The 22238-nt window shown below is 66.7% G+C and carries 27 protein-coding genes; 17 read left to right on the top strand and 10 right to left on the bottom strand.

Translation table 11 applies throughout. The annotated features are described in order from the left end of the window. The first annotated feature begins 14 nt into the window (after positions 1-14). The 4 genes from dapB to M1247_RS09580 are packed head-to-tail and all read left to right on the top strand — an operon-like array spanning position 15 to position 2146. A complete protein-coding gene (gene dapB / locus M1247_RS09595) occupies positions 15-752 on the top strand; it encodes a 4-hydroxy-tetrahydrodipicolinate reductase (RefSeq protein ID WP_317156189.1) in 738 nt (245 codons plus the stop codon). Next, positions 749-1219: a hypothetical protein gene (locus M1247_RS09590; protein ID WP_317156039.1), complete on the top strand. Its 471-nt coding sequence runs from the start codon at positions 749-751 to the stop codon at positions 1217-1219. The genes dapB and M1247_RS09590 overlap by 4 nt, the downstream gene beginning before the upstream one ends. A 2-nt stretch (positions 1220-1221) precedes the next feature. Beyond that, positions 1222-1677 carry a flavodoxin family protein gene (locus tag M1247_RS09585; RefSeq protein WP_317156038.1) on the top strand — a complete coding sequence of 152 codons (456 nt, stop codon included), beginning with the start codon at positions 1222-1224 and terminating at the stop codon, positions 1675-1677. Between the two features lie 13 nt (positions 1678-1690). Then, positions 1691-2146: a hypothetical protein gene (locus tag M1247_RS09580; protein ID WP_317156037.1), complete on the top strand. Its 456-nt coding sequence runs from the start codon at positions 1691-1693 to the stop codon at positions 2144-2146. On the opposite strand, the gene M1247_RS09575 is transcribed toward M1247_RS09580, so the two are convergent. Together M1247_RS09575 and M1247_RS09570 are read right to left on the bottom strand one after the other, a co-directional pair. Next, positions 2140-3057 (bottom strand): HpcH/HpaI aldolase/citrate lyase family protein, encoded by a 918-nt coding sequence (locus M1247_RS09575; RefSeq protein ID WP_458695203.1) that lies wholly within the window; start codon positions 3055-3057, stop codon positions 2140-2142. The two genes, M1247_RS09580 and M1247_RS09575, sit on opposite strands and share 7 nt — an antisense overlap. Before the next feature lie 58 nt (positions 3058-3115). Next, positions 3116-3853 (bottom strand): dienelactone hydrolase family protein, encoded by a 738-nt coding sequence (locus M1247_RS09570; protein ID WP_317156036.1) that lies wholly within the window; start codon positions 3851-3853, stop codon positions 3116-3118. Between the two features lie 41 nt (positions 3854-3894). Here M1247_RS09570 and M1247_RS09565 point away from each other — a divergent pair, with 41 nt between their 5' ends. The 4 genes from M1247_RS09565 to M1247_RS09550 all read left to right on the top strand — a co-directional run bounded on the left by M1247_RS09565 (position 3895) and on the right by M1247_RS09550 (position 7267). Then, positions 3895-4695 (top strand): thymidylate synthase, encoded by an 801-nt coding sequence (locus tag M1247_RS09565; RefSeq protein ID WP_317156035.1) that lies wholly within the window; start codon positions 3895-3897, stop codon positions 4693-4695. After that, positions 4692-5183 (top strand): dihydrofolate reductase, encoded by a 492-nt coding sequence (locus tag M1247_RS09560; protein ID WP_317156034.1) that lies wholly within the window; start codon positions 4692-4694, stop codon positions 5181-5183. Before M1247_RS09565 ends, M1247_RS09560 begins: the two co-directional genes overlap by 4 nt. A 14-nt stretch (positions 5184-5197) precedes the next feature. Then, positions 5198-6397: a winged helix-turn-helix domain-containing protein gene (locus tag M1247_RS09555; RefSeq protein WP_317156033.1), complete on the top strand. Its 1200-nt coding sequence runs from the start codon at positions 5198-5200 to the stop codon at positions 6395-6397. A gap of 129 nt (positions 6398-6526) precedes the next feature. After that, the gene (locus M1247_RS09550; protein ID WP_317156032.1) at positions 6527-7267 is read left to right on the top strand and encodes an SDR family oxidoreductase; all 741 of its coding nucleotides are present in this window, start codon (positions 6527-6529) and stop codon (positions 7265-7267) included. Between the two features lie 7 nt (positions 7268-7274). Here the strand turns inward: M1247_RS09550 and M1247_RS09545 are convergent, their stop codons facing one another. Both M1247_RS09545 and M1247_RS09540 read right to left on the bottom strand, forming a co-directional pair. Next, a complete protein-coding gene (locus M1247_RS09545; RefSeq protein WP_317156031.1) occupies positions 7275-8675 on the bottom strand; it encodes an APC family permease in 1401 nt (466 codons plus the stop codon). A gap of 31 nt (positions 8676-8706) precedes the next feature. Then, entirely contained in the window at positions 8707-9633 is a 927-nt protein-coding gene (locus tag M1247_RS09540; RefSeq protein WP_317156030.1) for a proline iminopeptidase-family hydrolase, read from the bottom strand. 104 nt (positions 9634-9737) lie between these two features. Between M1247_RS09540 and M1247_RS09535 the strand changes: the two genes are divergently transcribed. Next, complete coding sequence (locus tag M1247_RS09535) at positions 9738-10505, top strand: FadR/GntR family transcriptional regulator (protein WP_317156029.1); 768 nt, start codon at positions 9738-9740, stop codon at positions 10503-10505. A 16-nt stretch (positions 10506-10521) separates the two neighbouring features. Here the strand turns inward: M1247_RS09535 and M1247_RS09530 are convergent, their stop codons facing one another. Further along, positions 10522-10800, bottom strand: a complete 279-nt coding sequence (locus M1247_RS09530; protein WP_317156028.1) for a hypothetical protein — start codon at positions 10798-10800, stop codon at positions 10522-10524. A gap of 313 nt (positions 10801-11113) precedes the next feature. Between M1247_RS09530 and thyX the strand changes: the two genes are divergently transcribed. From thyX to M1247_RS09515, 3 genes are read left to right on the top strand one after another with little or no spacing between them, the layout of a single operon-like run. Beyond that, the gene (thyX, locus tag M1247_RS09525) at positions 11114-11866 is read left to right on the top strand and encodes an FAD-dependent thymidylate synthase (protein ID WP_317156027.1); all 753 of its coding nucleotides are present in this window, start codon (positions 11114-11116) and stop codon (positions 11864-11866) included. Between the two features lie 53 nt (positions 11867-11919). Further along, on the top strand, positions 11920-12828 hold the full coding sequence (gene dapA / locus M1247_RS09520) for a 4-hydroxy-tetrahydrodipicolinate synthase (protein ID WP_458695208.1): 909 nt from the start codon (positions 11920-11922) through the stop codon (positions 12826-12828). Continuing rightward, a complete protein-coding gene (locus M1247_RS09515; protein WP_317156025.1) occupies positions 12828-14504 on the top strand; it encodes a ribonuclease J in 1677 nt (558 codons plus the stop codon). Before dapA ends, M1247_RS09515 begins: the two co-directional genes overlap by 1 nt. On the opposite strand, the gene M1247_RS09510 is transcribed toward M1247_RS09515, so the two are convergent. Both M1247_RS09510 and M1247_RS09505 read right to left on the bottom strand, forming a co-directional pair. Beyond that, positions 14501-14938 (bottom strand): hypothetical protein, encoded by a 438-nt coding sequence (locus tag M1247_RS09510; RefSeq protein WP_317156024.1) that lies wholly within the window; start codon positions 14936-14938, stop codon positions 14501-14503. The two genes, M1247_RS09515 and M1247_RS09510, sit on opposite strands and share 4 nt — an antisense overlap. Then, positions 14935-15546 carry a helix-turn-helix transcriptional regulator gene (locus tag M1247_RS09505; RefSeq protein ID WP_317156023.1) on the bottom strand — a complete coding sequence of 204 codons (612 nt, stop codon included), beginning with the start codon at positions 15544-15546 and terminating at the stop codon, positions 14935-14937. Before M1247_RS09505 ends, M1247_RS09510 begins: the two co-directional genes overlap by 4 nt. 47 nt (positions 15547-15593) lie before the next feature. Here M1247_RS09505 and M1247_RS09500 point away from each other — a divergent pair, with 47 nt between their 5' ends. Continuing rightward, the gene (locus M1247_RS09500; RefSeq protein ID WP_317156022.1) at positions 15594-16193 is read left to right on the top strand and encodes a DUF2249 domain-containing protein; all 600 of its coding nucleotides are present in this window, start codon (positions 15594-15596) and stop codon (positions 16191-16193) included. A 1-nt stretch (position 16194) separates the two neighbouring features. Here M1247_RS09500 and M1247_RS09495 read toward each other — a convergent pair whose 3' ends face one another. Together M1247_RS09495 and M1247_RS09490 are read right to left on the bottom strand one after the other, a co-directional pair. After that, on the bottom strand, positions 16195-17022 hold the full coding sequence (locus M1247_RS09495; protein ID WP_317156021.1) for a mycofactocin-coupled SDR family oxidoreductase: 828 nt from the start codon (positions 17020-17022) through the stop codon (positions 16195-16197). Next, entirely contained in the window at positions 17022-17336 is a 315-nt protein-coding gene (locus tag M1247_RS09490) for a putative quinol monooxygenase (protein WP_317156020.1), read from the bottom strand. Before M1247_RS09490 ends, M1247_RS09495 begins: the two co-directional genes overlap by 1 nt. Before the next feature lie 159 nt (positions 17337-17495). On the opposite strand from M1247_RS09490, the gene M1247_RS09485 reads away from it, so the two are divergent. Continuing rightward, positions 17496-20045 carry an FtsK/SpoIIIE family DNA translocase gene (locus tag M1247_RS09485; protein ID WP_317156019.1) on the top strand — a complete coding sequence of 850 codons (2550 nt, stop codon included), beginning with the start codon at positions 17496-17498 and terminating at the stop codon, positions 20043-20045. 104 nt (positions 20046-20149) lie between these two features. Here the strand turns inward: M1247_RS09485 and M1247_RS09480 are convergent, their stop codons facing one another. Then, complete coding sequence (locus tag M1247_RS09480; protein WP_317156018.1) at positions 20150-20671, bottom strand: amino-acid N-acetyltransferase; 522 nt, start codon at positions 20669-20671, stop codon at positions 20150-20152. A 42-nt stretch (positions 20672-20713) separates the two neighbouring features. Here M1247_RS09480 and pgsA point away from each other — a divergent pair, with 42 nt between their 5' ends. The 3 genes from pgsA to clgR all read left to right on the top strand — a co-directional run bounded on the left by pgsA (position 20714) and on the right by clgR (position 22206). Continuing rightward, the gene (gene pgsA, locus M1247_RS09475; RefSeq protein ID WP_317156017.1) at positions 20714-21319 is read left to right on the top strand and encodes a CDP-diacylglycerol--glycerol-3-phosphate 3-phosphatidyltransferase; all 606 of its coding nucleotides are present in this window, start codon (positions 20714-20716) and stop codon (positions 21317-21319) included. Beyond that, positions 21297-21785 carry a CinA family protein gene (locus tag M1247_RS09470; protein ID WP_317156016.1) on the top strand — a complete coding sequence of 163 codons (489 nt, stop codon included), beginning with the start codon at positions 21297-21299 and terminating at the stop codon, positions 21783-21785. The genes pgsA and M1247_RS09470 overlap by 23 nt, the downstream gene beginning before the upstream one ends. 85 nt (positions 21786-21870) lie before the next feature. After that, a complete protein-coding gene (gene clgR, locus M1247_RS09465) occupies positions 21871-22206 on the top strand; it encodes a transcriptional regulator ClgR (RefSeq protein WP_317156015.1) in 336 nt (111 codons plus the stop codon). Positions 22207-22238: the final 32 nt, after the last annotated feature.

The following is a 22238-nucleotide window of genomic DNA, read 5'->3' as shown; positions in this document are numbered from 1 at the left end:
GTAGGCTCCCCGGTATGCGAGTTGGCGTTCTTGGGGCAAAGGGCAAGGTCGGCGCGACGATGGTGCAGGCGGTCGAATCCGCCGAAGATCTGACGTTGTCGGCCGGTGTCGACGCGGGTGACGCGCTCAATCTGCTCACCGAATCGGCGACCCAGGTGGTCATCGACTTCACTCATCCCGACGTGGTGATGGACAACCTGAAATTCCTGATCGACAACGGGATTCACGCCGTCGTCGGCACCACCGGATTCACCTGGGAGCGCATCGCACAGGTCGAGGGCTGGCTCAAGGACAAGCCCGGCTCGGCGGTGCTGATCGCGCCGAACTTCGCGATCGGCGCCGTCCTCTCGATGCACTTCGCCAAACAGGCCGCACGATTTTTCGAATCCGTCGAGGTCATCGAATTGCACCACCCGCACAAGGCGGATGCGCCGTCGGGCACTGCGGCACGTACCGCCAAACTCATCGCCGAGGCCCGAAAAGGGCTGCCGCCGAACCCCGATGCCACCAGTACCGGGCTGGAAGGTGCACGCGGCGCTGATGTCGACGGGGTGCGGGTGCACTCCGTGCGGCTGGCCGGTCTGATCGCCCATCAGGAGGTGCTCTTCGGCACGCAGGGCGAGACACTGACCATCCGTCACGACAGCCTCGACCGCAGCTCGTTTGTGCCCGGCGTGCTGCTGGCCGTGCGCAAGGTGCACGAGCGTCCAGGGCTCACGATCGGCATTGAGCCGCTGCTCGATCTGTCGTGACAGACAGCGCGCGGTCGCTGCGCATCCAACTGCTGATCGGCTTCATGTGCCTGGCGCTGATCGCCTACTTCCTCATGCTTGGCCGCGCCGCACTGGTGTTCATCACCTCGGGCCGGCCGGCGGCGATCGGACTGGGACTCGCTCTGCTGGTCTTCCCGTTGATCGGCGTCTGGGTTCTGGTCGCCACGTTGCGGGCGGGGCTGGCGCATCAGCGGCTCGCCCGCCTGGCCCGCGAACAGGGGTTGGAGCTCGACGTCAGTGCGCTGCCGCGCAGGCCGTCCGGACGCATCGAACGCGACGCCGCGGACGCGCTGTTCGTGACCGTGAAAAGTGAGCTCGAACAAGACCCCGACAACTGGGTGCGCTGGTATCGGCTGGCCCGCGCTTACGACTACGCCGGTGACCGCAGCCGCGCCCGCGACACCATGCGCACCGCCGTGCGGATGCAGGAACAGGCCAGGGGCTGACGATGAGCAAGACGCTCCTGGTGGTACATCACACGCCGTCGCCGGCAACCAGGGAGCTGCTTGAAGCGGTGCTGGGCGGGACGCGTGACCCCGACGTCACCGGGGTGGAGGTACTCGTCCGCCCGGCACTTGCGGCAACCATCCCGGACATGTTGGACGCCGATGGGTATCTGTTCGGCACCACAGCCAATTTTGGCTACATGAGCGGTGCGCTCAAACACTTCTTCGACACCGTGTACTACCCGAGCCTTGACCATGTGGCCGGTCGGCCGTATGGATTATGGGTACACGGCAACAATGACACTGCCGGGGCGGTGCGCGCGGTGGACGGCATTGCCACCGGACTCGCGCTGGCCAAGGCGGCCGACGTGCTGGAGGTCACCGGAGCTCTCGAGGCCGGGATCCGCGAGCGCGCGTACGAGTTGGGCGGCACGCTCGCCGCAACGCTGATGGAGTGACAGAGGGGGACGGATGCCAGGAATCGCCGAACTCGCGTTGGGTGCGGCTCCCATCGCCGGTGGCGCCATGTTGGGTGTCGTCGCAGGCAATCTCAAACCACCGGACGTGCGGGCGTTGATCGCCAAGGACATGGATCTGCTGGACCGGATCCCGGCCGAGCAGGTCGAGCGGCGAGAGCGGCTGCAGGCCAGCATCGATACGCGCATCGACGAACTGATCACGGCCGGAGAGCGAAGCCGCGAACTACGCCAGGCGGCGATGTCGTACGGCGGAAACTGGCGCGACATCGTGGTGTTCATCTGTGCCCTGCTGTTCACCTTCATCTGGTGGAACGTCAGCCACAGTCGCGCCAACTGGACGGTGATGTTCATCGCGATGATCGTGCTGTCGGTGGCTGCGGGCGTGTACGCGGGCCGTGGGGTGTTACGGGCGGTGCGTACGTTCCTGCACCGCAACGACGATCAGTAGTGATAGGTGTCCGACGGCGCGGGCACGTGGTCGGGATCGTCGCTGAAATCGGTTTCGTGAATGCCGTAGGCCTTGGCCAGATCGAGAATCTTGTTGGCGCGCGCGATGCGCGGCAGGTCTGAGCCATTGCGGATTTCGCCACCGTCGCGCTGGAATTCGGCGAAGAACTCTCTGGCCCAGCTGATCTCGTCCTGTGACGGCGAAAGCCCCTCGTTGATGGTGGGGCACTGGTCGGGGGTCAGACAGATCTTGCCGGTCATGCCGAACTCGGCGGATACCGCGGTCGCCTCCGACAGTCGCAGTGCGCTGGAGCCCACAGTGGGGCCGTCGATCGCGCTGGGCAGGTGGGCCGCCTTGGCGGCGATCGTGAACCTCGAGCGGGCGTAGGCCAACGTCGCCGGATTGTCGCCGAACCCGGTGTCGCGGCGGAAATCACCGATGCCGAAAGCCAGCCGGAACGTCCCCTTGGCCGCGGCGATCTCGGTGATCCGCTCCAGCCCGCGCGCGGTCTCCACCAGCGCCACGATCGGCACATTGGGCAGCCGGTTGGCGGTCTCGGTGACGTGGTCGACGGATTCGACCATGGCCAGCATGATCCCGCCGACCGAAGTACCGGAGAGCATCTCGAGGTCGTCGGCCCACCAGGGGGTGCCGAAACCGTTGACCCGCACCCAGTCGGTGTTGCCCTCGCCGAGCCACCGCGTCACGTGCTCGCGCGCGGCTTCCTTGTCCTTGGGTGCGACCGCGTCCTCGATGTCGAGCAGAACGATGTCGGCGCGGGAATGCGCCGCCGGGCCGAAACGCTCGTACTGCGCGCCGTTCACGAGCAGCCAGCTCCGCGCCAGGACGGGGTCGATACGGAATCCGGGCGCCGCGCTGGGGTCCGGTTGATTGCCGGTCTGGTCGTACACGGCGTCAATCGTCGCCTACCGGCCGCCGGCCCGCGACGGCCGGGTCGGCGAAACCCGTCTAGCCCAGCCTGGCGCCGAAGAAGCTCTCCATGGCCTCCCAGTGCTGTTGGGCAGCGGTCGCGTCGTAGGGCGCGTTGTCGGGCACCGCGAAACCGTGCCCGGCGGCATAGGTTTCGATGGTGTGTTCGACACCGGCGGCGGTGAGGGCCTTGTCCAGGGTTTCGGCCTGGGCGGGGGTGAAGGACGCGTCACCTTCCGCGCCGCCGACGTACACCGCGGCCTGGATCTTGTCCGCCAAGAGATGGGGGCTGCCCGGATCGTCGGAGGCCAGCCCGCCGCCGTGGAAGGACATCGCGGCCGCTACGCGATCAGGCACGCGTCCGGCGACGACCAGCGACGTGCGCCCGCCCATGCAGTACCCGGTGGTGCCGAATTTCTCGCCGACGACTTCGGGGCGGGCCTGGAGATAGTCGAAGAACACCGCCGCGTCGGCGGCCATGATGTCGGGGGTCACCTTCTGGATCATCGAGAACAGCCGGGTGCGCTCGCTCTGGTCGCTGAACACGGTCGCCATCTCGAACGGCTTCCAGCCTGCGTCGCGGTAATAGATGTCGGGCACCAGCACCGCGTAGCCCTCATCGGCCAACTGCGCGGCCATATCGTCGAACGTGGCGCGGGCGCCGCCCGCGTCGGGATACATGACAACGCCCGGCCACGGGCCGGTACCGTCCGGAGTGGCCAGGGTGACGGGGCAGGCGCCGTCGGGCGTGGTGATGGTGTCCTTGATGATGGGCATGGCTTCCGTTCTACTCTTACCGCTGCCCGTAAGCTGGGTGAGTGCCGATCGCGACGCCTTACGAGGATCTGCTCCGCCTGGTGACCGAACGTGGGACGCCGAAATCCGACCGCACCGGCACCGGCACGCGGAGCCTGTTCGGCCATCAGATGCGTTACGACCTGGCCGAGGGCTTTCCCTTGATCACCACCAAGAAGGTGCACACCAAGTCGGTGATCTACGAGCTGCTGTGGTTCCTGCGGGGGGATTCCAACGTCCGCTGGCTGCAGGAGCACGGGGTCACGATCTGGGATGAATGGGCCAGCGAGACAGGTGATCTGGGGCCTATATACGGCGTGCAGTGGCGATCGTGGCCGACCCCGTCGGGTGAGCACATAGACCAGGTCGCGGGCGCGCTGGACATGCTCAAGCGCGATCCGGACTCGCGTCGCAACATCGTGTCGGCGTGGAACGTGGGGGAGATCCCGCAGATGGCGCTGCCGCCGTGCCATGCGTTCTTCCAGTTCTATGTGGCCGACGGCAGACTGTCCTGCCAGCTGTATCAGCGCAGCGCGGACCTGTTCCTCGGCGTGCCGTTCAACATTGCGAGTTACGCGTTGCTGACGCACATGATGGCTGCGCAGGCCGGTCTGGAGGTCGGCGAGTTCGTCTGGACCGGCGGCGACTGCCACATCTACGACAACCACGTCGAGCAGGTGGCGTTGCAACTTGGCCGGGAGCCCCGGCCGTACCCCGAACTTGTTCTGGCACCGCGTGATTCGATCTTCGATTACACCTACGAGGATGTCGCGATTGTGAACTACGATCCGCATCCGGCAATCAAAGCCCCCGTCGCTGTATGAGCGTCGGGCTGATCTGGGCGCAGTCCAGCGCCGGTGTCATCGGCCGCGACGGTGGCATCCCGTGGCGGCTACCCGAGGACCAGGCCCGGTTCAAGGAACTCACCCTCGGGCAGACCGTGGTGATGGGCCGGCTGACGTGGGAATCGTTGCCGGGCAGCGTTCGGCCCCTGCCGGGCCGGCGCAATGTCGTGGTGACGCACGACGCCGGATATCAGGCCGAGGGTGCAGAGGTGGTCACCGAACTGCCCGACGACCTGCACGGTTGGGTCATCGGCGGCGCACAGATCTATGCCCTGACGCTGCCGCTGGCCGATCGCTGCGAGGTCACCGAGATCGACGTCGAACTTGCGCCCGGTGACCGGGATGCGGTGGCACCGACGCTCGACTCGTCCTGGTCGGTGACCATGGGGGAGTGGCTCACCAGCCGCTCGGGGTTGCGCTACCGGTTCTGCAGCTACACACGCCGGGCCGGTTTGTCGGTGGGTTAGGGAACGATGGCAGGGTGGCTACCCTCACAACTGCGCAAGCCCGTCGCATCGCCGTCGCCGCCCAGGGGTTTCATGAACCCAAACCGGCGGGTGCCGTGACACGCGCGCACCTGCGGCGGCTGATCTCCCGGATTCAGGTGCTGCAGCTGGATTCCGTTTCGGTGGCGGTCCGGGCGCACTATGCCCCGGTGTTCAGCAGGCTCGGGCCGTATGACCGCGGCATCCTGGAGCGGGCAGCCTGGGCACACACCGCGCGGTCGCCGCGGTTGCTGGTGGAGTACTGGGCGCACGAGGCGGCGCTGATGGCTGTCGATGACTGGCCGTTGCTGCGCTGGCGCATGCGCGAGTACACCCATGGGCGGTGGGGCACGGAGATTGTCAAGAACAACACCAAACTGGCCGCGGACATCGTCGCCGTGGTGGCCGACGTCGGCCCGTCGACCGCCGGCCAGATCGAGGCGCATCTGGAGTCCGAACCGCGCGGTCGTAAGGGCCCGTGGTGGGACCGCAGCGACACCAAGTGGGTGGCGGAGGCGCTGTTCGCCTCCGGTGTCTTGACGACGGCCACGCGCGTCGGCTTCGCCCGGCACTACGACCTCACCGAGAACGTGTTGCCTGCCGAGGTGCTGGCTCGCGAGGTGGACGACGACGAGGCTGTCCGGGAGTTGACACTGCGCGCCGCGACTGCGCTCGGCGTCGGCACCGAGGCCGACATTCGCGACTATTTCCGGCTCGCGGCCAAGCAGGTCAAACCCGCGATCGCCAAGCTGGTCGCCGATGGCGAACTGGAGCCGGTGGAAATCGACGGTACCCCCGCTTATCTTCGGGCGGGGCAAACGATTCCGCGCCGAGACCGGGGGACGGCGCTGCTGTGCCCGTTCGATCCGCTGATCTTCTTCCGGCCCCGCGTCGAGCGGCTTTTCGATTTCCACTACCGCATCGAGATCTACACGCCTGCGGCGAAGCGCCGGTTCGGCTACTACGTGTGGCCATTTTTGCTCGATGGGGAACTCGTCGGGCGGGTCGACCTCAAACGCACGGACACCGCACTGCGTGTGGTGGGGGCGTTCACCGAGGACGGTCAGGACCCGTCGCGGGTTGCGGCCGCGCTGGCCGTGCAGCTGCGCTCGATGGCGTCCTGGTTGGACGTCGACGATGTGACGGTCGGGGATGCGGGCGACCTGGTGGGGGCGTTGCGGGCCGTTTTGGGATAGCACCGCTACCTCATCGTTACCTTAAATATCTCTTATTTTTCTTAAATTCGGTGTACGGTTGGGCCCTATACGGCTCGCACGGCGGAGCAGTCGGATACTTCGCCGTTGCGATCGGCGAAAGGACCCGATATGCACGACCCACACATCGCCTTGGTGACCGGTGCATCCCGTGGCATTGGCGCCGAGGTTGCACGTCAACTCGGCGCTGCCGGCACCCACGTCATCGTGAACTACCGCGAAAAGGCCAAGCGGGCGGACGCTGTCGCCGACGACATCCGGGCCGCCGGGGGAGCCGCCTCGACCATCGCGGGGGATATCTCAGACGAAGCCGCCACCGCCGCGATGATCGCCGAGATCGGCAGGCGTCACGGCCGGCTGGATGTGTTGGTGCTCAATGCGTCCGGTGGCCTGGAACGCGGGGCCGATCCCGGCTACGCGATGCGGCTCAACCGCGATGCCCAACGCCGCCTCGTCGAACTGGCCCTGCCCCTCATGCCGGCCGGAGGCCGCATCGTGTTCGTCACCAGCCACCAGGCGCATTTCTATCCCAACAAGGCGGTGCCGAAGGGCTATGGACCGATCGCCGCGAGCAAGCGGGCCGGCGAGACGGCGCTGTACGGCATGCGGCACGAGTTCGACAAACGCCGCGTCCATTTCACCGTGGTATCCGGCGACATGATCGACGGAACGATCATCGTCAGGCTCCTTGAGTGTCGCGACCCCACCGTCGTCGATGCTCGTCGCAGCCATGCACCGCTACCGACCGTCGACGAGTTCGCCACGGCAATCGTCGGCGCGGCCCAGTCGCCCTACCATCCGGGAATCGTCTACGTCGGCGGCTCCGATTACCTCATCGGACGCACCGCGTAACCACCTGCTAAGCGGCGGGTTCCTCCGCCAGATCAGGCACGCCACGGCCTCGGAAGACGTTGGTGGCGAACACGATCGCGCCGATGACCAGCCACACGATACCGCCGATCTTCGCCAGCGCATCGGCGTTGAACAAGACGTAACCGATGATCAGGAAGCCGATCAGCGGCACCGCCAGGTGCAGCAGGTAATTCCTCGACTTCTTGCGCACCAGGTAGTACCAGGCCACCGAGACGTGCAGCAGACAGAAGCCGAACAGCGCGCCGAAGTTCACCAAGGAGGAGATCAATCCGATCTGCCCGACGAAGAACAGCACCAGCACCAGGCTCAAGGCGCTGACCACCAGGATCGCGGCGATCGGCACCTTGCGTGAGCTGATGGTGGACAGGAACGCAGGCAGTTGACGGTCGCGGCTCATCGAATACAGCAACCGGCTGGTGGCAGCCTGGGCCGCCATGGCGTTCGCGAACCCGACGGCAAGCACGTTGACGACGAAGAACGCGTTCATCCAGCCGGTGCTCGACGCGGCCTGCACCAGTAGGAAGAAGGCGTTGCCCGCCTCGTCGTCGCTGAACGATTCCCGGCCGCCGGCGAGCAGGCTGGCCAGCCAGGTCTGGGTGATGAACAGGAACCCGACCACGAACAGGGCGGTGATCATCGCGCGCCCGGCCGGATTCTTCTTACCAGTAGATTCCTCAGCGAGTGTCGAGATGCCGTCGAAGCCGAGGAAACTCAGCACCGCGATCGACAATGCGGCGGCGATCAGTGGCGCGCTGATCGCCTCGGAGTTCCAGATCGGCGTCGTGCTCCACCCGATGTCGGGCAGGGTCTGGCCGTTGATGGCACGCACCGCGATGATCACGAACAGCACCACGAACACCAGTTCCATGGCGAGGAACACGCGGTTGACGATCTTCAGCGACCCAACCCCGAGCAGGTTGATGATCGTGTTGACCAGGACGAACACGATGGCCCAGACCCACCGTGGCGTGCCGGGGAACAGACCTACCATCGATTCGGCGGCGAAGACGTAGAGCAGGGTCGGGATCAGCAGGTAGTCCAGCAGGATGGCCCAGCCTGCGAAGAAGCCGACACCGGGATGGATACCGCGGCCGACGTAGGAGAACACCGAACCCGCCAACGGGAACGACTTGGCCATCTGGGCATAGGCCAGGGCGGTGAACACCATCGCGACGACACCGATCAGGTAAACCAGCGGGACCATGCCCGCTGAACTGTTGTAGACGGTGCCGAAGATGGTCCATGGCGCGATCGGCACCATGAAGATCAGGCCGTAGACGATCAGGTCGGCAGTGGAGACGGAACGATCGAGTTCCTGTTTGTAGCCGAATGATTCGAGGGTGCGCTGCCCCTCACCGGTGGTGAGCGGGGTGGACGTGGTGGCCATGGCGATCCTGTCGGGTCGGTGGGAAGTGGGTTCAGACCCGGGCGGCGGCCAGATCCTGCGCGTGCAGGAAGTCGGCGATCACAGCGCGGAATTCCTCGGGTTTCTCCAGGTGGGTGCAGTGACTGCTGTCAGGGAACACATGGCTGCGCACGTCGGGAATGTGGTCCACAAAGGGCTGCCAGGTGGCGGGGGTGGCTTCGTCGTATTCGCCGGCGACCACCAGAACCGGTGCGGTGATGGCTGACAGCCGGTCGATGATGCTCCAGTTGCGCAACGTGCCGATGACGTGGAACTCGTTGGGGCCGTTCATGGTGTGGTACACCGTCGGCTCGGCCTCCATCTGTGCCTCACTGTCGGCGAAGTCGGCAGGCGTCGGCTCGACGCGGCACACGTGGCGCCGGTAGAACTCGTGGGTTGCGGCCAGATACTCGGGGTCGGTGACGGTGCCCGCCGCCTCGTGGCGATCGAGCGCGGCCAGCGTTTCCGCGGGCAGCTGAGCTCGCAGTGTGGCGGCGCCTTCCACCCACAGTTGCATCGACGCCGGTGAGTTGCAGATGGCCAACGACGCCAGCTCTGCCGGGCGCCGCACCGCGATCTCGGCTCCCAACATGCCGCCCCAGGACTGTCCGAGCAGGTGGAACTGCCCGATGCCCAGGGCGGTCCGCACCGCGTCGAACTCGTCGACAAACAGCTCCGGGGTCCAGAAGTCGCGCGGCGCGTCGGGCAGGTGGGTGCTGTTGCCGCAGCCCAGCTGGTCGTAGTGGATGACCGTGCGGCCGGTTTCGTCGGCCAGCGCGGCGATGTTGGCGACGTAGTTGTGCGCCATCCCGGGACCGCCGTGCAAGACGAACAACGGAAGGGCGGCGTCACGTGCGATTTCGGGCGTGGTGACCTGGACCCAGGTCTTGTGTCCGCGGAACGGCACCAGGTGGGTGGAACTCGGCATGGTGGCCAGCATGAAACGTTAAAGGTCTCACCGCAAGACCATTAATGAGTTTTTAACAATTGATGTCGATACTGTGTTGCCACAAGAGGAGGCACGGGGAAGAGGAGGGCCACGCGATGACCCAGGTGCGCGGTACGGGCACGCGCGGCCTGCTGGACCGCGAGCTCGAGTCCCCGTCGCGGGTCGACGAGATCACCGACCGGCTGGTCACAGCGATCGCGATCGGCGAGTATCTGCCGGGCGCCCGGTTGCCGGCAGAACGTGACCTCGCGGGGTCGCTGCGGGTCGGCCGGATGGCGGTGCGGGCCGCGCTGGCCAGGCTCGTCGAGCTCGGTCTGGTCGAAACCCGGCGGGGTCGTGGCGGGGGATCCTACGTACTGCAGCAATGGCCGGAATCGTCCACCGCGGCGGTGGGACGCACACTGACCATGCGTATCGATGAACTCCGGGACCGGTGCGATGCCATCTGCCGGCTGCACGGCGCGGTCTGCCGGGCCGCGGCGGAATCTCGGTCAGACCGCGACGTCGCGGTGCTGCGCGAGTGCCTGGAGGCATACCGGGCCGCCGAGAGCGGGTTGTCCGCGCAGCAGGCCGACGGCGCGCTGCATCTCGCGATCATGGACGCCGCGCACAACGCCGTCCTCAAACAGGTATTGCTGGAGCTGGAGGCCTCGGTGAGCATCGGCGCACCCGCGCACCTGTGGGGCGAGACCGCGACCATGCGCCAAATGGAACTGCGCGCGCTGCATGACCACGACCAGCTCGTCGATGCGATCGCCGATGGGCGCGGGGATGACGCCGAAGCGTTGGCCCGCGCCCACGTCGCAATCGACTTCGAACACATCTCCGCCGCGATGCGCCGGGCCGGGGTGCTCACCGACTGACGCCGAGGCGGATTCCTCAGATCATGCTGAGGGTTTCCAGATGCACCTTGGTGGAGGCGAACTCGGCGGTCGCGGTGCGCTGGCACCATTTGCCGTTCTTGCGCTTCTCGGTCTGTACGACTCGGCCGTCGACGTTGAACGTGACCTCCAACTCGAAAGGTTCCCCGGCGCCTGACGGGCACGGGTGCTCCCACACGATCGTGCGCTGGTCGTTGTTCGGGCCACTGTCGAAGATCAATTCCCAGTCGCGCTCGTTTGCCCGCTCGCGCACCAGATCCATTACGTGATAGCTCATTTGGTTGCTCCTCTGTTGATGGTTCCAAGCCTCGCCCAACTGATGTCGGGATGCTGTCCCCCGATCGGCCTGCTGACGGGATGAACCGCGTGTCGTCCGACTGGGGGATACCCGGTTGTCGCCGGCGACTCGGCCGGGTCGCCATCGACGGTGAAGTTGGCCGCCGTGGGTGGGAATGCCGCCGGGGAAGGCGTCGATGACGACGTCAGTCCGGCATCCCACATCGGTGTGTCGGTGTGGTCCGATGCGGCGACGATTTCGTCCGCACCGACGTTCCTGCTGCTCTTTGATCAGGCAACAGTAGGGTTGGCCCGTGGCCGAGATCGCGCCGCTGCGCGTGCAACTGATTGCCAGGACAGAGTTCCTGGCCCCGCCCGACGTGCCGTGGGAAACCGATGCCGACGGCGGGCAGGCACTGACCGAGTTCGCCGGGCGGGCGTGTTACCAGAGCTGGTCCAAGCCCAACCCGAGGACGGCGACCAACGACGGCTACATTCGCCACATCATCGATGTCGGACACTTCTCGGTGCTCGAACACGCCTCGGTGTCGTTCTACCTCACCGGGCTCTCCCGGTCGGCCACCCACGAGCTGATCCGGCACCGGCACTTCTCCTACTCGCAGCTTTCGCAGCGTTACGTGCCCGAGCGCGATTCCGAGGTGGTGATACCGCCCGGCCTGGAGGACGATCCCGAGCTTGTCGAGATCTTCACCACGGCCGCCGACGCCAGCCGGGCCGCGTACACCGCGTTGCTGGACCGCCTCGAGGCGAAATTCGCCGACCAACCCAATGCGGTGCTGCGTCGCAAGCAGGCCCGTCAGGCCGCCCGCGCGGTGCTGCCCAATGCCACCGAAACCCGCATCGTCGTCACCGGCAACTACCGGGCGTGGCGGCATTTCGTCGCGATGCGGGCCAGTGAGCATGCCGATGTCGAGATCCGCCGGCTGGCCATCGCCTGCCTGCGTCAACTCGTCGAAGTCGCCCCCGCGGTGTTCTCCGATTTCGACATCGCGACCCTGGCTGACGGCACGGAAGTGGCGACGTCGCCGTTGGCCACGGAGGCGTGACGGAGCGGCCATTGGCCACAGCGACAGAAGCGCGGACCGAGCAGGTAATCTTGTTGCCCGTGAGCACCAGCGGAATCGACGTCACCGCCCGATTGGGCACCATGCTGACCGCCATGGTGACGCCGTTCAAGCAGGACGGCTCGCTCGACACTGTCGCTGCGGGCCGGCTCGCCAGCCAGCTGGTGGACTCCGGCTGTGACGGCCTGGTGCTGTCGGGCACCACGGGTGAGTCGCCGACCACCACCGACGACGAGAAGCTGACGCTGCTGCGCGTCGTCCTGGAAGCCGTCGGCGACCGGGCTCGCATCATCGCCGGGGCAGGCAGCTACGACACCGCGCACAGCGTGCACCTGGCCAAGGCCTGCGCTGCCGAGGGCGCGCACGGCCTGCTCGTGGTAACCCCGTACTACTCGCGACCCTCGCAACGCGGCCTGGTCGCGCACTTCACCACCGTCGCCGACGCCACCGACGTGCCGGTGGTGCTCTACGACATCCCGGCGCGTTCGTCGGTGCCGATCGCGTGGGACACCATCCGCGCGTTGTCGGGCCACCCCAACATCGTCGCGATCAAGGACGCCAAGGGCGACCTGCCCGGCGGCGGGCAGATCATCGCCGAGACCGGGCTGGCGTACTACTCCGGTGACGACGCGCTGAACCTGCCGTGGCTGGCCATGGGCGCGGTCGGGTTCGTCAGCGTGTGGGGCCATCTGGCCGCCGGCCAATTGCGCGACATGTTGACGGCCTTCAACTCGGGCGACATCGCCACCGCCCGCAAGATCAACGTCACGCTGGGCCCGCTGGCCGCCGCGCAGACCCGCATCGGCGGGGTCACGATGTCGAAGGCGGGGCTGCGGTTGCAGGGCTTCGACGCCGGTGAACCGCGGCTGCCGCAGCTACCTGCCTCGGCCGACGAGATCGACGCGCTCGCCGCCGATATGCGCGCAGCGACGGTGCTGCGATAGTGAGTACCGACCTCGCGCCGCCCGCACCGCTGCCTCCCGGTGGTCTGCGGGTCACCGCGCTGGGTGGTATCAGCGAAATCGGTCGCAACATGACGGTTTTCGAGCATCTCGGCCGACTGCTCATCGTCGATTGCGGCGTGCTTTTCCCGGGCCACGATGAGCCCGGCGTCGACCTGATCCTGCCCGACCTCCGCCATGTCGAGCACCGATTGGACGACGTCGAGGCGCTCGTCATCACCCACGCGCACGAGGACCACATCGGCGCCATCCCGTTCCTGCTCAAGCTGCGGCCCGACATCCCGGTGGTGGGATCGAAGTTCACCATCGCGCTGGTCCGCGAGAAATGTCGCGAACACCGCATCAAACCGGTGTTCGTCGAGGTGGGCGAACGTCAGAGCAGCACCCACGGTGTTTTCGAATGTGAGTACTTCGCGGTCAACCACTCCATTCCCGGGTGCCTGGCCGTGGCGATCCACACCGGTGCGGGCACGGTGCTGCACACGGGGGACATCAAGCTCGACCAGATGCCACTCGACGGCAGGCCCACCGACCTGCCCGGCATGTCGCGGCTCGGCGATGCCGGGGTGGACCTGTTCCTGTGTGACTCGACCAACGCCGAGCATCCCGGCGTCAGCCCGTCCGAAAGCGAGGTCGGCCCGACGTTGCACCGGCTGATCCGCGGGGCCGACGGCCGCGTGATCGTGGCCTGCTTCGCCTCGAATGTCGACCGGGTGCAACAGATCATCGACGCGGCGGTGGCGCTGGGCCGGCGGGTTTCGTTCGTCGGCCGGTCCATGGTGCGCAACATGGGCATCGCCCGCGAATTGGGCTACCTGCGGGTCGACGACTCCGACATCCTCGATATCGGGGCGGCTGAGATGATGCCGGCCGATCGGGTGGTGTTGATCACCACCGGGACGCAGGGCGAGCCGATGGCCGCGCTGTCGCGGATGTCGCGCGGTGAGCACCGCAGCATCACGCTGACCGCCGGTGACCTGATCATCCTGTCCTCGTCGCTGATTCCGGGCAACGAAGAAGCCGTCTACGGGGTGATCGACGCGCTGGCCAAGATCGGGGCCCGCGTCGTCACCAATGCCCAGGCGCGCGTGCACGTTTCCGGCCACGCCTACTCCGGTGAGCTGCTGTTCCTCTACAACGGGGTGCGGCCGCGCAATGTGATGCCGGTGCACGGCACCTGGCGGCATCTGCGCGCCAACGCCGCGCTGGCCGAGCGCACCGGAGTGCCGGCGGAGAACATCGTGCTTGCCGAGAACGGTGTCAGCGTCGACCTGATCGCGGGCAAGGCGTCGATCTCCGGGGCTGTGACGGTCGGCAAGATGTTCGTCGACGGGCTGATCACCGGTGACGTCGGCGACGCCACGTTGGGCGAAAGGCTCATCCTGTCTTCGGGTTTCATCGCCGTGACGGTGGTCGTGCATCGGGGCACCGGCAGGCCCGCCGGCCCCGCCCACCTGCATTCCCGCGGGTTCTCCGAGGATGCGAAGGCGTTGGAGCCGGTTGCGCAGAAAGTGGAGCGGGAGCTGGAAAGCCTTGCTGCCGACAACATCACCGACCCGACCAGGATCGCCCAGGCGGTGCGCCGCACGATCGGCAAGTGGGTGGGGGAGACCTACCGGCGTCAGCCGATGATCGTGCCGACCGTCATCGAGATCTAACCGGCGAGCACCAGGATCCCGCCCACCAAGAGGGCGATGATCTTGACACCCTCAAGGGCGATGTAGACGTAGTGCACGCGGGAGCGTTTCGCTGTTCCGTCATCAGGGATTCCGGACAGCACCGCATTGGAGCGACGGGTCAACCGCGGTCGCACGGTCAGCAATTGCACCACCAACGCAACGATGGCCACAGCGAACGCCACCACCACTCCCACCGATGTGCCGCCGAGCGCGAGGGCGACGACAATGACGGCGGCGAAGACGACTTCGGTGGCATTCAGGGCACGGAACACCAGCCGGCCGATGCCGAGACCGATCTGCAGCGTGACGCCGGGCGCGCGGAACTTGAGCGGAGCCTCGAGAAACGAGATCGCCAGCACCATGCCGAGCCAGCAGAACGTGATGGCGACGACGACGGCCGGGGCAGCGCTCATGAGTTGTCTTCGGTGGCGGTGAGATGCGCCAGGCACAGGTCGGGTTCGACGAACGGCTCCAGGCGATCGACGGTGACCGGGGCCTGCCAGTTTTCCAGCGCCCCCTGCATGAGCCCCAGGTGGATGGGACACACCACCGCCGAGTTGTTTTCGGCGATTCCGAGAAACGGGCAGTGGCGCAGGCGGAGCTGTTCCGTCACGGGTCGCTCTGGGGCGAAGCCGAACTCATCGAGGACCGTCACCAGAGAATCGACCGCGGAGTCTGCGGGGGGAGCCTCCACGGTACGGCCCCAGCCGCGTCCGATGTCGAGGGCTCTGGCTTCGGGATCGGCATCATCGGCCAGCGCGCGGGTGAGGATCTCGGCGAGCATCCGGTAGCGGGTCGGTCCGCCGGGATCCATCCGGTGGACCGCACGGAAGAGTTGCGGCGGCCGCCCGGGCCGGTGCGGGCCGGATTCCACGCGCTCGACCTGACCGGTGCCGACCAGTGCGTCGAGGTGAAAGCGGACGGTGTTGGGATGCACGTCGAGCGACCGGGCGAGCTGCGTGATCGTCACCGGTGCGGAGCTCGCCCGTAGCGCATCGAGGACGTCGGTGCGGCGGCTCATCCAGCCTCCCTAGTTATTACAAATATGGCTTGTATAAACTTTAGCGCATGACGCAGCAGGAACTCGATGTCAGGTCGCTACCCAAGCCCGACAAACACCCGGCGATCTTCGCGGCCTACGAAAGCCTGCCCGTCGGTGGTGCCTTTGTATTGGTCAACAATCACGATCCGAAGCACCTCCGCGACGAATTCGAACTGGACCACCCGGGCAGCTACGGCTGGGACTACGTGGAGTCGGGTCCGCGGGTCTGGCGCATCCGGATCGGCAAGCTGGCCGGTACCCCGCTGCCGCGGGTGCTGACCAATACCGCCACCCGGAACCCGGAAGCCGCCGACCTCACCGGTGCGGTGTGGAAACTGCAGATGCGTGATCGGGGTCTGGACTCCAACATCATCGCGTTGGCCCCGGACGCGGGTATCGATGCCCACGCCGGTCCGGACCTCGACGTGTTGATCCATGTGCTCGACGGATCGGGGCGGCTCACCACCGAGCTGGGCGAACTGGAGCTCACCCCTGGGGATCTGGTGTGGCTGCCGAAGCGTTCGCGCAGGCAGTTCGGCGCCGGGCCCGACGGTCTGCGCTACCTCACGGTGCACCAACGTCGCAGCGCGCTGGTGCTGGAAGCCGCGATGCCGAAGCGGCACTAGTTCAGACCTTGTTGACGATTCCCGCGTCCACCGGCAGGGTCACGCCGGTGACGTAACGCGCCTGATCGCAGACCAGCCACGCCACCGCATTGGCGACGTCCTCGACCTGCACCACCTGCACCGGCAGGGCGTTGCCGAAATCCGTCGGCGCGTCGGATGTCTCGGCGACATGCTTGAGCCACGCACGGGTGAAGTCGTTGTTGATCATCGGGGTGTCGACGCCGGTCGGATGAATGGAGTTCACCCGAATGCTGTGTGGAGCAAGGTAATTGGCGTAAGCGCGCATCAGGCCCACCACGCCGTGCTTGGCGGCGGTGTAGCCGATCGAGCCGCGATCGCCGCCACCGACACCGATCAGGCCTGCTGCCGAACTGATCAGCACGATCGACCCGCCCTCACCCTGGTCGACCATCGTCGGTACCGCTGCCTCCACGGTGTGGTGCACGCCGGTCAGGTTCACCTCGATCACGTCGCGCCAGCCGTCCGGGCCGGACTGCATGGGCGCGATGCCGGCGTTGGCGACGACGATGTCGAGCCGGCCGAGTGCATCGACTCCGGCCTGCAGCGCGCTCGACAGCGCCTTCTCGTCGCGGACGTCGGCCTGGCGGGCCACGATTCTGGCGCCGGTGTCCTCGACGAGTTTGACCGTCGCGGCCAGATCCTCGGCACTGGCCAGGGGATAGGGGACCGAGGCGATCTGCTCGCACAGGTCCACCGCGATGATGTCGGCGCCGTCGGCGGCGAGGCGGACCGCCTCGGCCCGCCCCTGGCCGCGCGCGGCACCGGTGATGAACGCGACCTTGCCTGCCAGTGGGCGGTTGGCGGTCATCAGGACCGGAGCTGACCCTTGGCAGGGTCTCCGGCGACAACGGGCTGCAGCATCTTGATGTCGGGCGCCCCGTCGAGGAGTTCGCCGACAGTGCCGAACAGGGCGCCGATCGCGGGCGCGGAGCTGTGCGTCTTGAGCGCGTCGGCATCGGCCCACTGCTCGATGAAGACGAATGTGCCGTCGGCTTCGTGCAGCGAATACAGCTGGCAGCCCGGCTCGTCGTGCACCGCTTCGATGGCCTCTGTACAGGCATTCCGCACCGCGTCGACGGATTCGGGCTTGGCCTTCATGGTGGCGACGACAACAACAGGCATACGTGCAGAACTCCTCGGTGAGTGCCAAAGCTGGACGGTTGTCCACCCTAGCGACAAATACCTCGATTCGGTTCGTATGCCTAAGTTGTTATTCGATACCACTCTGTGACCCGTGTGGCAGATGGTGAATGTGGGGCTGTTGCGACTAGGCTTGCATGCATGGCTAACAAGACCGCTGCCCGATCTGGAGCGCGTTCGAGCAGGTCACAGGCCAGCTCGCGGGGCGGATCCCGGCGGGGATCGTCGGCGAAGCCCGCCGCGCCACGGCGCAAGCCGGCCGGCCGCAGGCACGCCTCGCCGGTGGCCCTGGCCGGCCAGAAACTCGGCCGAGGAGCCCGCGCCGGCTGGCTGATGGTCGCCAGGGGTGCCGGTTCGACGGCCCGTTCGGTCGGTCGGGCCCGCGATATCGAGCCGGGGCACCGGCGTGACGGGCTGGCCCTGGCGCTGCTCGGCATCGCCGTCGTGGTGGCCGCAAGTTCATGGTTCGACGCCGCCCGCCCGGTCGGGCAGTGGATCGACGGTGCGCTGCGCACGCTCATCGGTGGGCCGGTGGTGTTGGTGCCGATCGTGTTGGCTGCCGTCGCGGTGGTGCTGATGCGGACCGAACCCGACCCGGAATCACGTCCGCGGATGGTCCTCGGAACGGCCATGATCACGCTGCCCGCCTTGGGCCTGTGGCACCTGTGGTCCGGCTCGCCCGAGGGGCCGGTCGAACGCCAGCACGGTGCCGGCTTCATCGGATTCGCGATCGGCGGACCGCTTTCGGACGGGCTCACCCCCTGGATCGCCGCCCCGTTGCTGTTCATCGGCGTGTTGTTCGGCGTGCTCCTGATCACCGGGACGACGATCCGCGAGGTCCCCTCGACCGTGCATGCGATGTTCACCACCCGCGTGTTCCGCGACGACGACGAGTACGACGACGACTACGACGACGACTACGCGGCGGCCGACGACTACGACGACCTGTCCGACGGCTACTACGACGACGCCACCTCCGCCGACGACCAGGCGAAGACCTGGCCCACCGCCGCGATCGAGGCGCCCAAGGCGCCGGCCGGCACGCCGATGGACAACTATCCGCTCGCCGAAGATGCGCCGACCGTGCCGGAACCGGCCGTCAAGGCGCGCCGCAAGAAAGCCGCGGAGCCCAAGAAGCCCGACGACACCATGGTCATGGACCGCGTGGTCGAGGGTCCCTACGTGCTGCCCCCGCTGGACCTGCTCGTTGCCGGTGACCCGCCGAAGATGCGCACCGCCGCCAACGACGCGATGACCGATTCCATCAACTCGGTGCTGCAGCAGTTCAAGGTCGATGCCGCCGTCACCGGCTGCACCCGCGGACCGACCGTCACCCGCTACGAAGTGGAACTGGGACCCGGCGTCAAGGTCGAGAAGATCACCGCCCTGCAGCGCAACATCGCCTACGCGGTGGCCACCGAGAGCGTGCGCATGCTGGCGCCCATCCCGGGCAAGTCCGCCGTCGGCATCGAGGTGCCCAACACCGACCGCGAGATGGTGCGCCTTGCCGACGTGCTCACCGCACCGAGCACCCGTCGTGATCATCACCCGCTCGTGATCGGGTTGGGCAAGGACATCGAAGGCGACTTCGTCTCGGCGAACCTGGCCAAGATGCCGCACCTGCTGGTGGCCGGTTCCACCGGTTCGGGTAAGTCCAGCTTCGTCAACTCGATGCTCGTCTCGCTGCTGGCCCGCGCCACCCCGGAGGAGGTCAGGATGATCCTGATCGACCCGAAAATGGTGGAACTCACGCCGTACGAGGGCATCCCGCACCTGATCACGCCGATCATCACTCAGCCGAAGAAGGCCGCCGCCGCGCTGGCCTGGCTCGTCGAAGAGATGGAACAGCGCTACCAGGACATGCAGGCCTCCCGGGTGCGTCACATCGACGTGTTCAACGAGAAGGTGCGCTCCGGTGAAATCTCCACACCGCTCGGGAGCGAACGGGTCTACAAGCCCTACCCCTACATCCTGGCCATCGTCGACGAGCTCGCCGACCTGATGATGACCGCGCCCCGCGACGTCGAGGACGCGATCGTCCGGATCACCCAGAAGGCCCGTGCCGCAGGCATTCACCTGGTGCTGGCCACCCAGCGTCCGTCCGTGGACGTGGTCACCGGTCTCATCAAGACCAACGTGCCGTCGCGGCTGGCGTTCGCCACCTCGTCGCTGACCGACAGTCGCGTCATCTTGGACCAGCCGGGCGCAGAGAAGCTGATCGGTATGGGCGACGGGTTGTTCCTGCCGATGGGTGCGAACAAGCCGTTGCGTATGCAGGGCGCGTTCATCACCGACGAGGAGATCCACGCCGTCGTCGAGGCCACCAAGTCCCAAGCCGAGCCGGAGTTCGTCGAAGGCGTCACCAAGGCCAAGCCGAGCGGGGAGCGCACCGACGTCGACCCCGATATCGGTGACGACATGGACGTGTTCCTGCAAGCCGTCGAGCTCGTGGTGTCCTCACAGTTCGGCTCGACCTCGATGCTGCAGCGCAAATTGCGGGTCGGTTTCGCCAAGGCGGGCCGGTTGATGGACCTGATGGAGACCCGTCAGATCGTCGGGCCGTCCGAAGGGTCCAAGGCGCGCGAGGTGCTCGTCAAACCCGACGAGCTGGCGGGCACGCTGGCGCTGATCCGCGGCGGGGCCGACGCCAACGGCGCTGACACCGATGACGACGAGGAGCCTGACTTTTAGCGAGTTCCAGCGAGTTCCAGCGCCGAAACGGCATTCCGGCAGCGGTTTTACGAGTAGCCGCCTGCTGGAATGCCATTTCGGCGGTTAGGGCGCGGTTAGGGCGGTTAGAGGGTCAACAGCATTCGGGTGTTGCCCAGAGTGTTGGGTTTGACGAAGGACAGGTCGAGGAATTCGGCCACGCCGGTGTCGTAGGAGCGGCACATCTCCTCGAACACCTCGGCCGTCACCGGCGTGCCGTCGATTTCGTCGAAACCGTGACGGCTGAAGAAGTCGATCTCGAAGGTGAGCACGAAGATCCGCTCCAGGCGCAGATCACGTGCCACATCCAGTAACTGTTCGACGAGTACATGCCCCACACCCGAGCCCCTGACCTTGGGATGCACCGCCACCGTGCGCACCTCGCCGAGGTCGGCCCACAGCACGTGCAGCGCGCCGCACCCGACGAGTTCGCCGTCGAGCTCGACCACCCAGAATTCCTGGACGGCTTCGTACAGAGTCACCAGATTCTTCTCGAGCAGGATTCGGCCGGCGTAGATGTCCACCAGTCGCTTGATGTCGGGGACGTCGGAGGTTCTGGCGCGGCGCACCACGGGCCGTTTCTCCGCCGGCGCACTGCCTGGGTTCACAGCTGGAAGAATATCGGTTTCGGCAACCTATATTCTGTTGCGGTGCCGGGCCACCCTTCTACCGATCCGGTGGTGCCTCGTGCCCGGATAGCGAATCTCGCCAATGTGCTCACGGGTGTGCGCATGGTGCTCGTCCCTGTTTTTCTGGTGCTCCTCTTTGTCGGCGACGGTCATGAAACGTTCTGGCGGATTGCTGCTTTCACCGTGTTTGCGGTGGCGGTGATCACCGACCGGTTCGACGGGGCCCTGGCGCGCAGCTACGGCATGGTGACCGAATTCGGCACCTTGGCCGACCCGATCGCCGACAAGGCACTGATCGGGGCGGCGCTCATCGGCCTGTCCATGCTGGGGGATCTGCCGTGGTGGATCACCGCAGTGGTGCTGCTGCGTGAGATCGGAATCACGGTGCTGCGCTTCGCGGTGCTGCGTCACGGTGTCATCCCGGCCAGCCGCGGCGGCAAGCTCAAGACGCTGGTGCAGGCGGTCGCGATCGGATTGTTCGTGCTGCCGCTGCACGCCTGGCCGGACACCTGGCTGACGGTTGCGTGGGTGATCATGTGGGCGGCGGTCGCGCTGACCATCCTCACCGGCGCCGACTATGTGATTTCGGCGATCAGGGATTCCCGTGGACGACCCGCTGGTAACTGACGACGCGCGGGCACTCGTCGCCGACCTGACCGTTCACGGCCAGAGTGTGGCCACCGCGGAATCGTTGACCGCCGGCCTGCTGGCGGCCACGCTGGCCGGAGTCCCGGGCTCCAGTGCGGTGCTGCACGGCGGGCTGATCACCTACACCGAGGACACGAAGATCTGGCTGGCCGGCGTTGCGCCGCAGGTGCTCGACGCCGTCGGTCCGGTCGCCGGGCCGACCGCGCGGGCTCTTGCCGTGGGCGCCCGGCAGCGGTGCGCCGCCACCTGGGGCGTCAGCCTGACCGGGGTGGCAGGACCCGATGCGCACAGCGGACACCCGCCGGGAACGGTATTCCTGGGATTGGCCGGACCGGTCGACACCGAGGTTGTCGAGTTGTCCTTATCCGGCTCGCGCTGGGACATCCGGGTGGCCGCGGTCAATGCGGCGATCGCACGGCTGCGTGCCCTCGTCGAAGCGCAGTGATTTTGTCCTGTCGGGAACCTTCGCGGTGGTCCTGCGCGTTCGTCAGGTAATGACCCGCCGATCCGACAACCGAAGGAGGGCACAGATGACGGCTTTGCTGCGCGAGGTGGTTGGCGACGTGCTGCGCAACACCCGCACCGGGCAGGGACGCACCCTGCGTCAGGTGTCCGATTCGGCCCGGGTCAGCCTGGGCTACCTGTCCGAGGTCGAACGTGGCCGCAAGGAGGCCTCCAGCGAGCTGCTCAGCGCGATCTGCGACGCCCTCGACGTGCCACTGTCGCGGGTGCTGACCGACGCCGGGGAGAGCATGGCCCGCCGTGAACAGGCCGCCGATGCCGTCCAGCCCGCCGCAGGTGTGGCGCGGATCGACGCCGCGACCAAAGTGGTCATCCCACAGGTCGTCTCGATGGCGGTTGCCTGAGCACTGGCTCGGCCGGTTTCGGCGAAAAAGCC

The organism is Mycobacterium appelbergii, from assembly GCF_032883035.1.
GTDB lineage: Bacteria > Actinomycetota > Actinomycetes > Mycobacteriales > Mycobacteriaceae > Mycobacterium > Mycobacterium appelbergii.
Note: the sequence above shows the minus strand (reverse complement) of the source record. Positions and strands in the feature narration are given on the sequence as shown.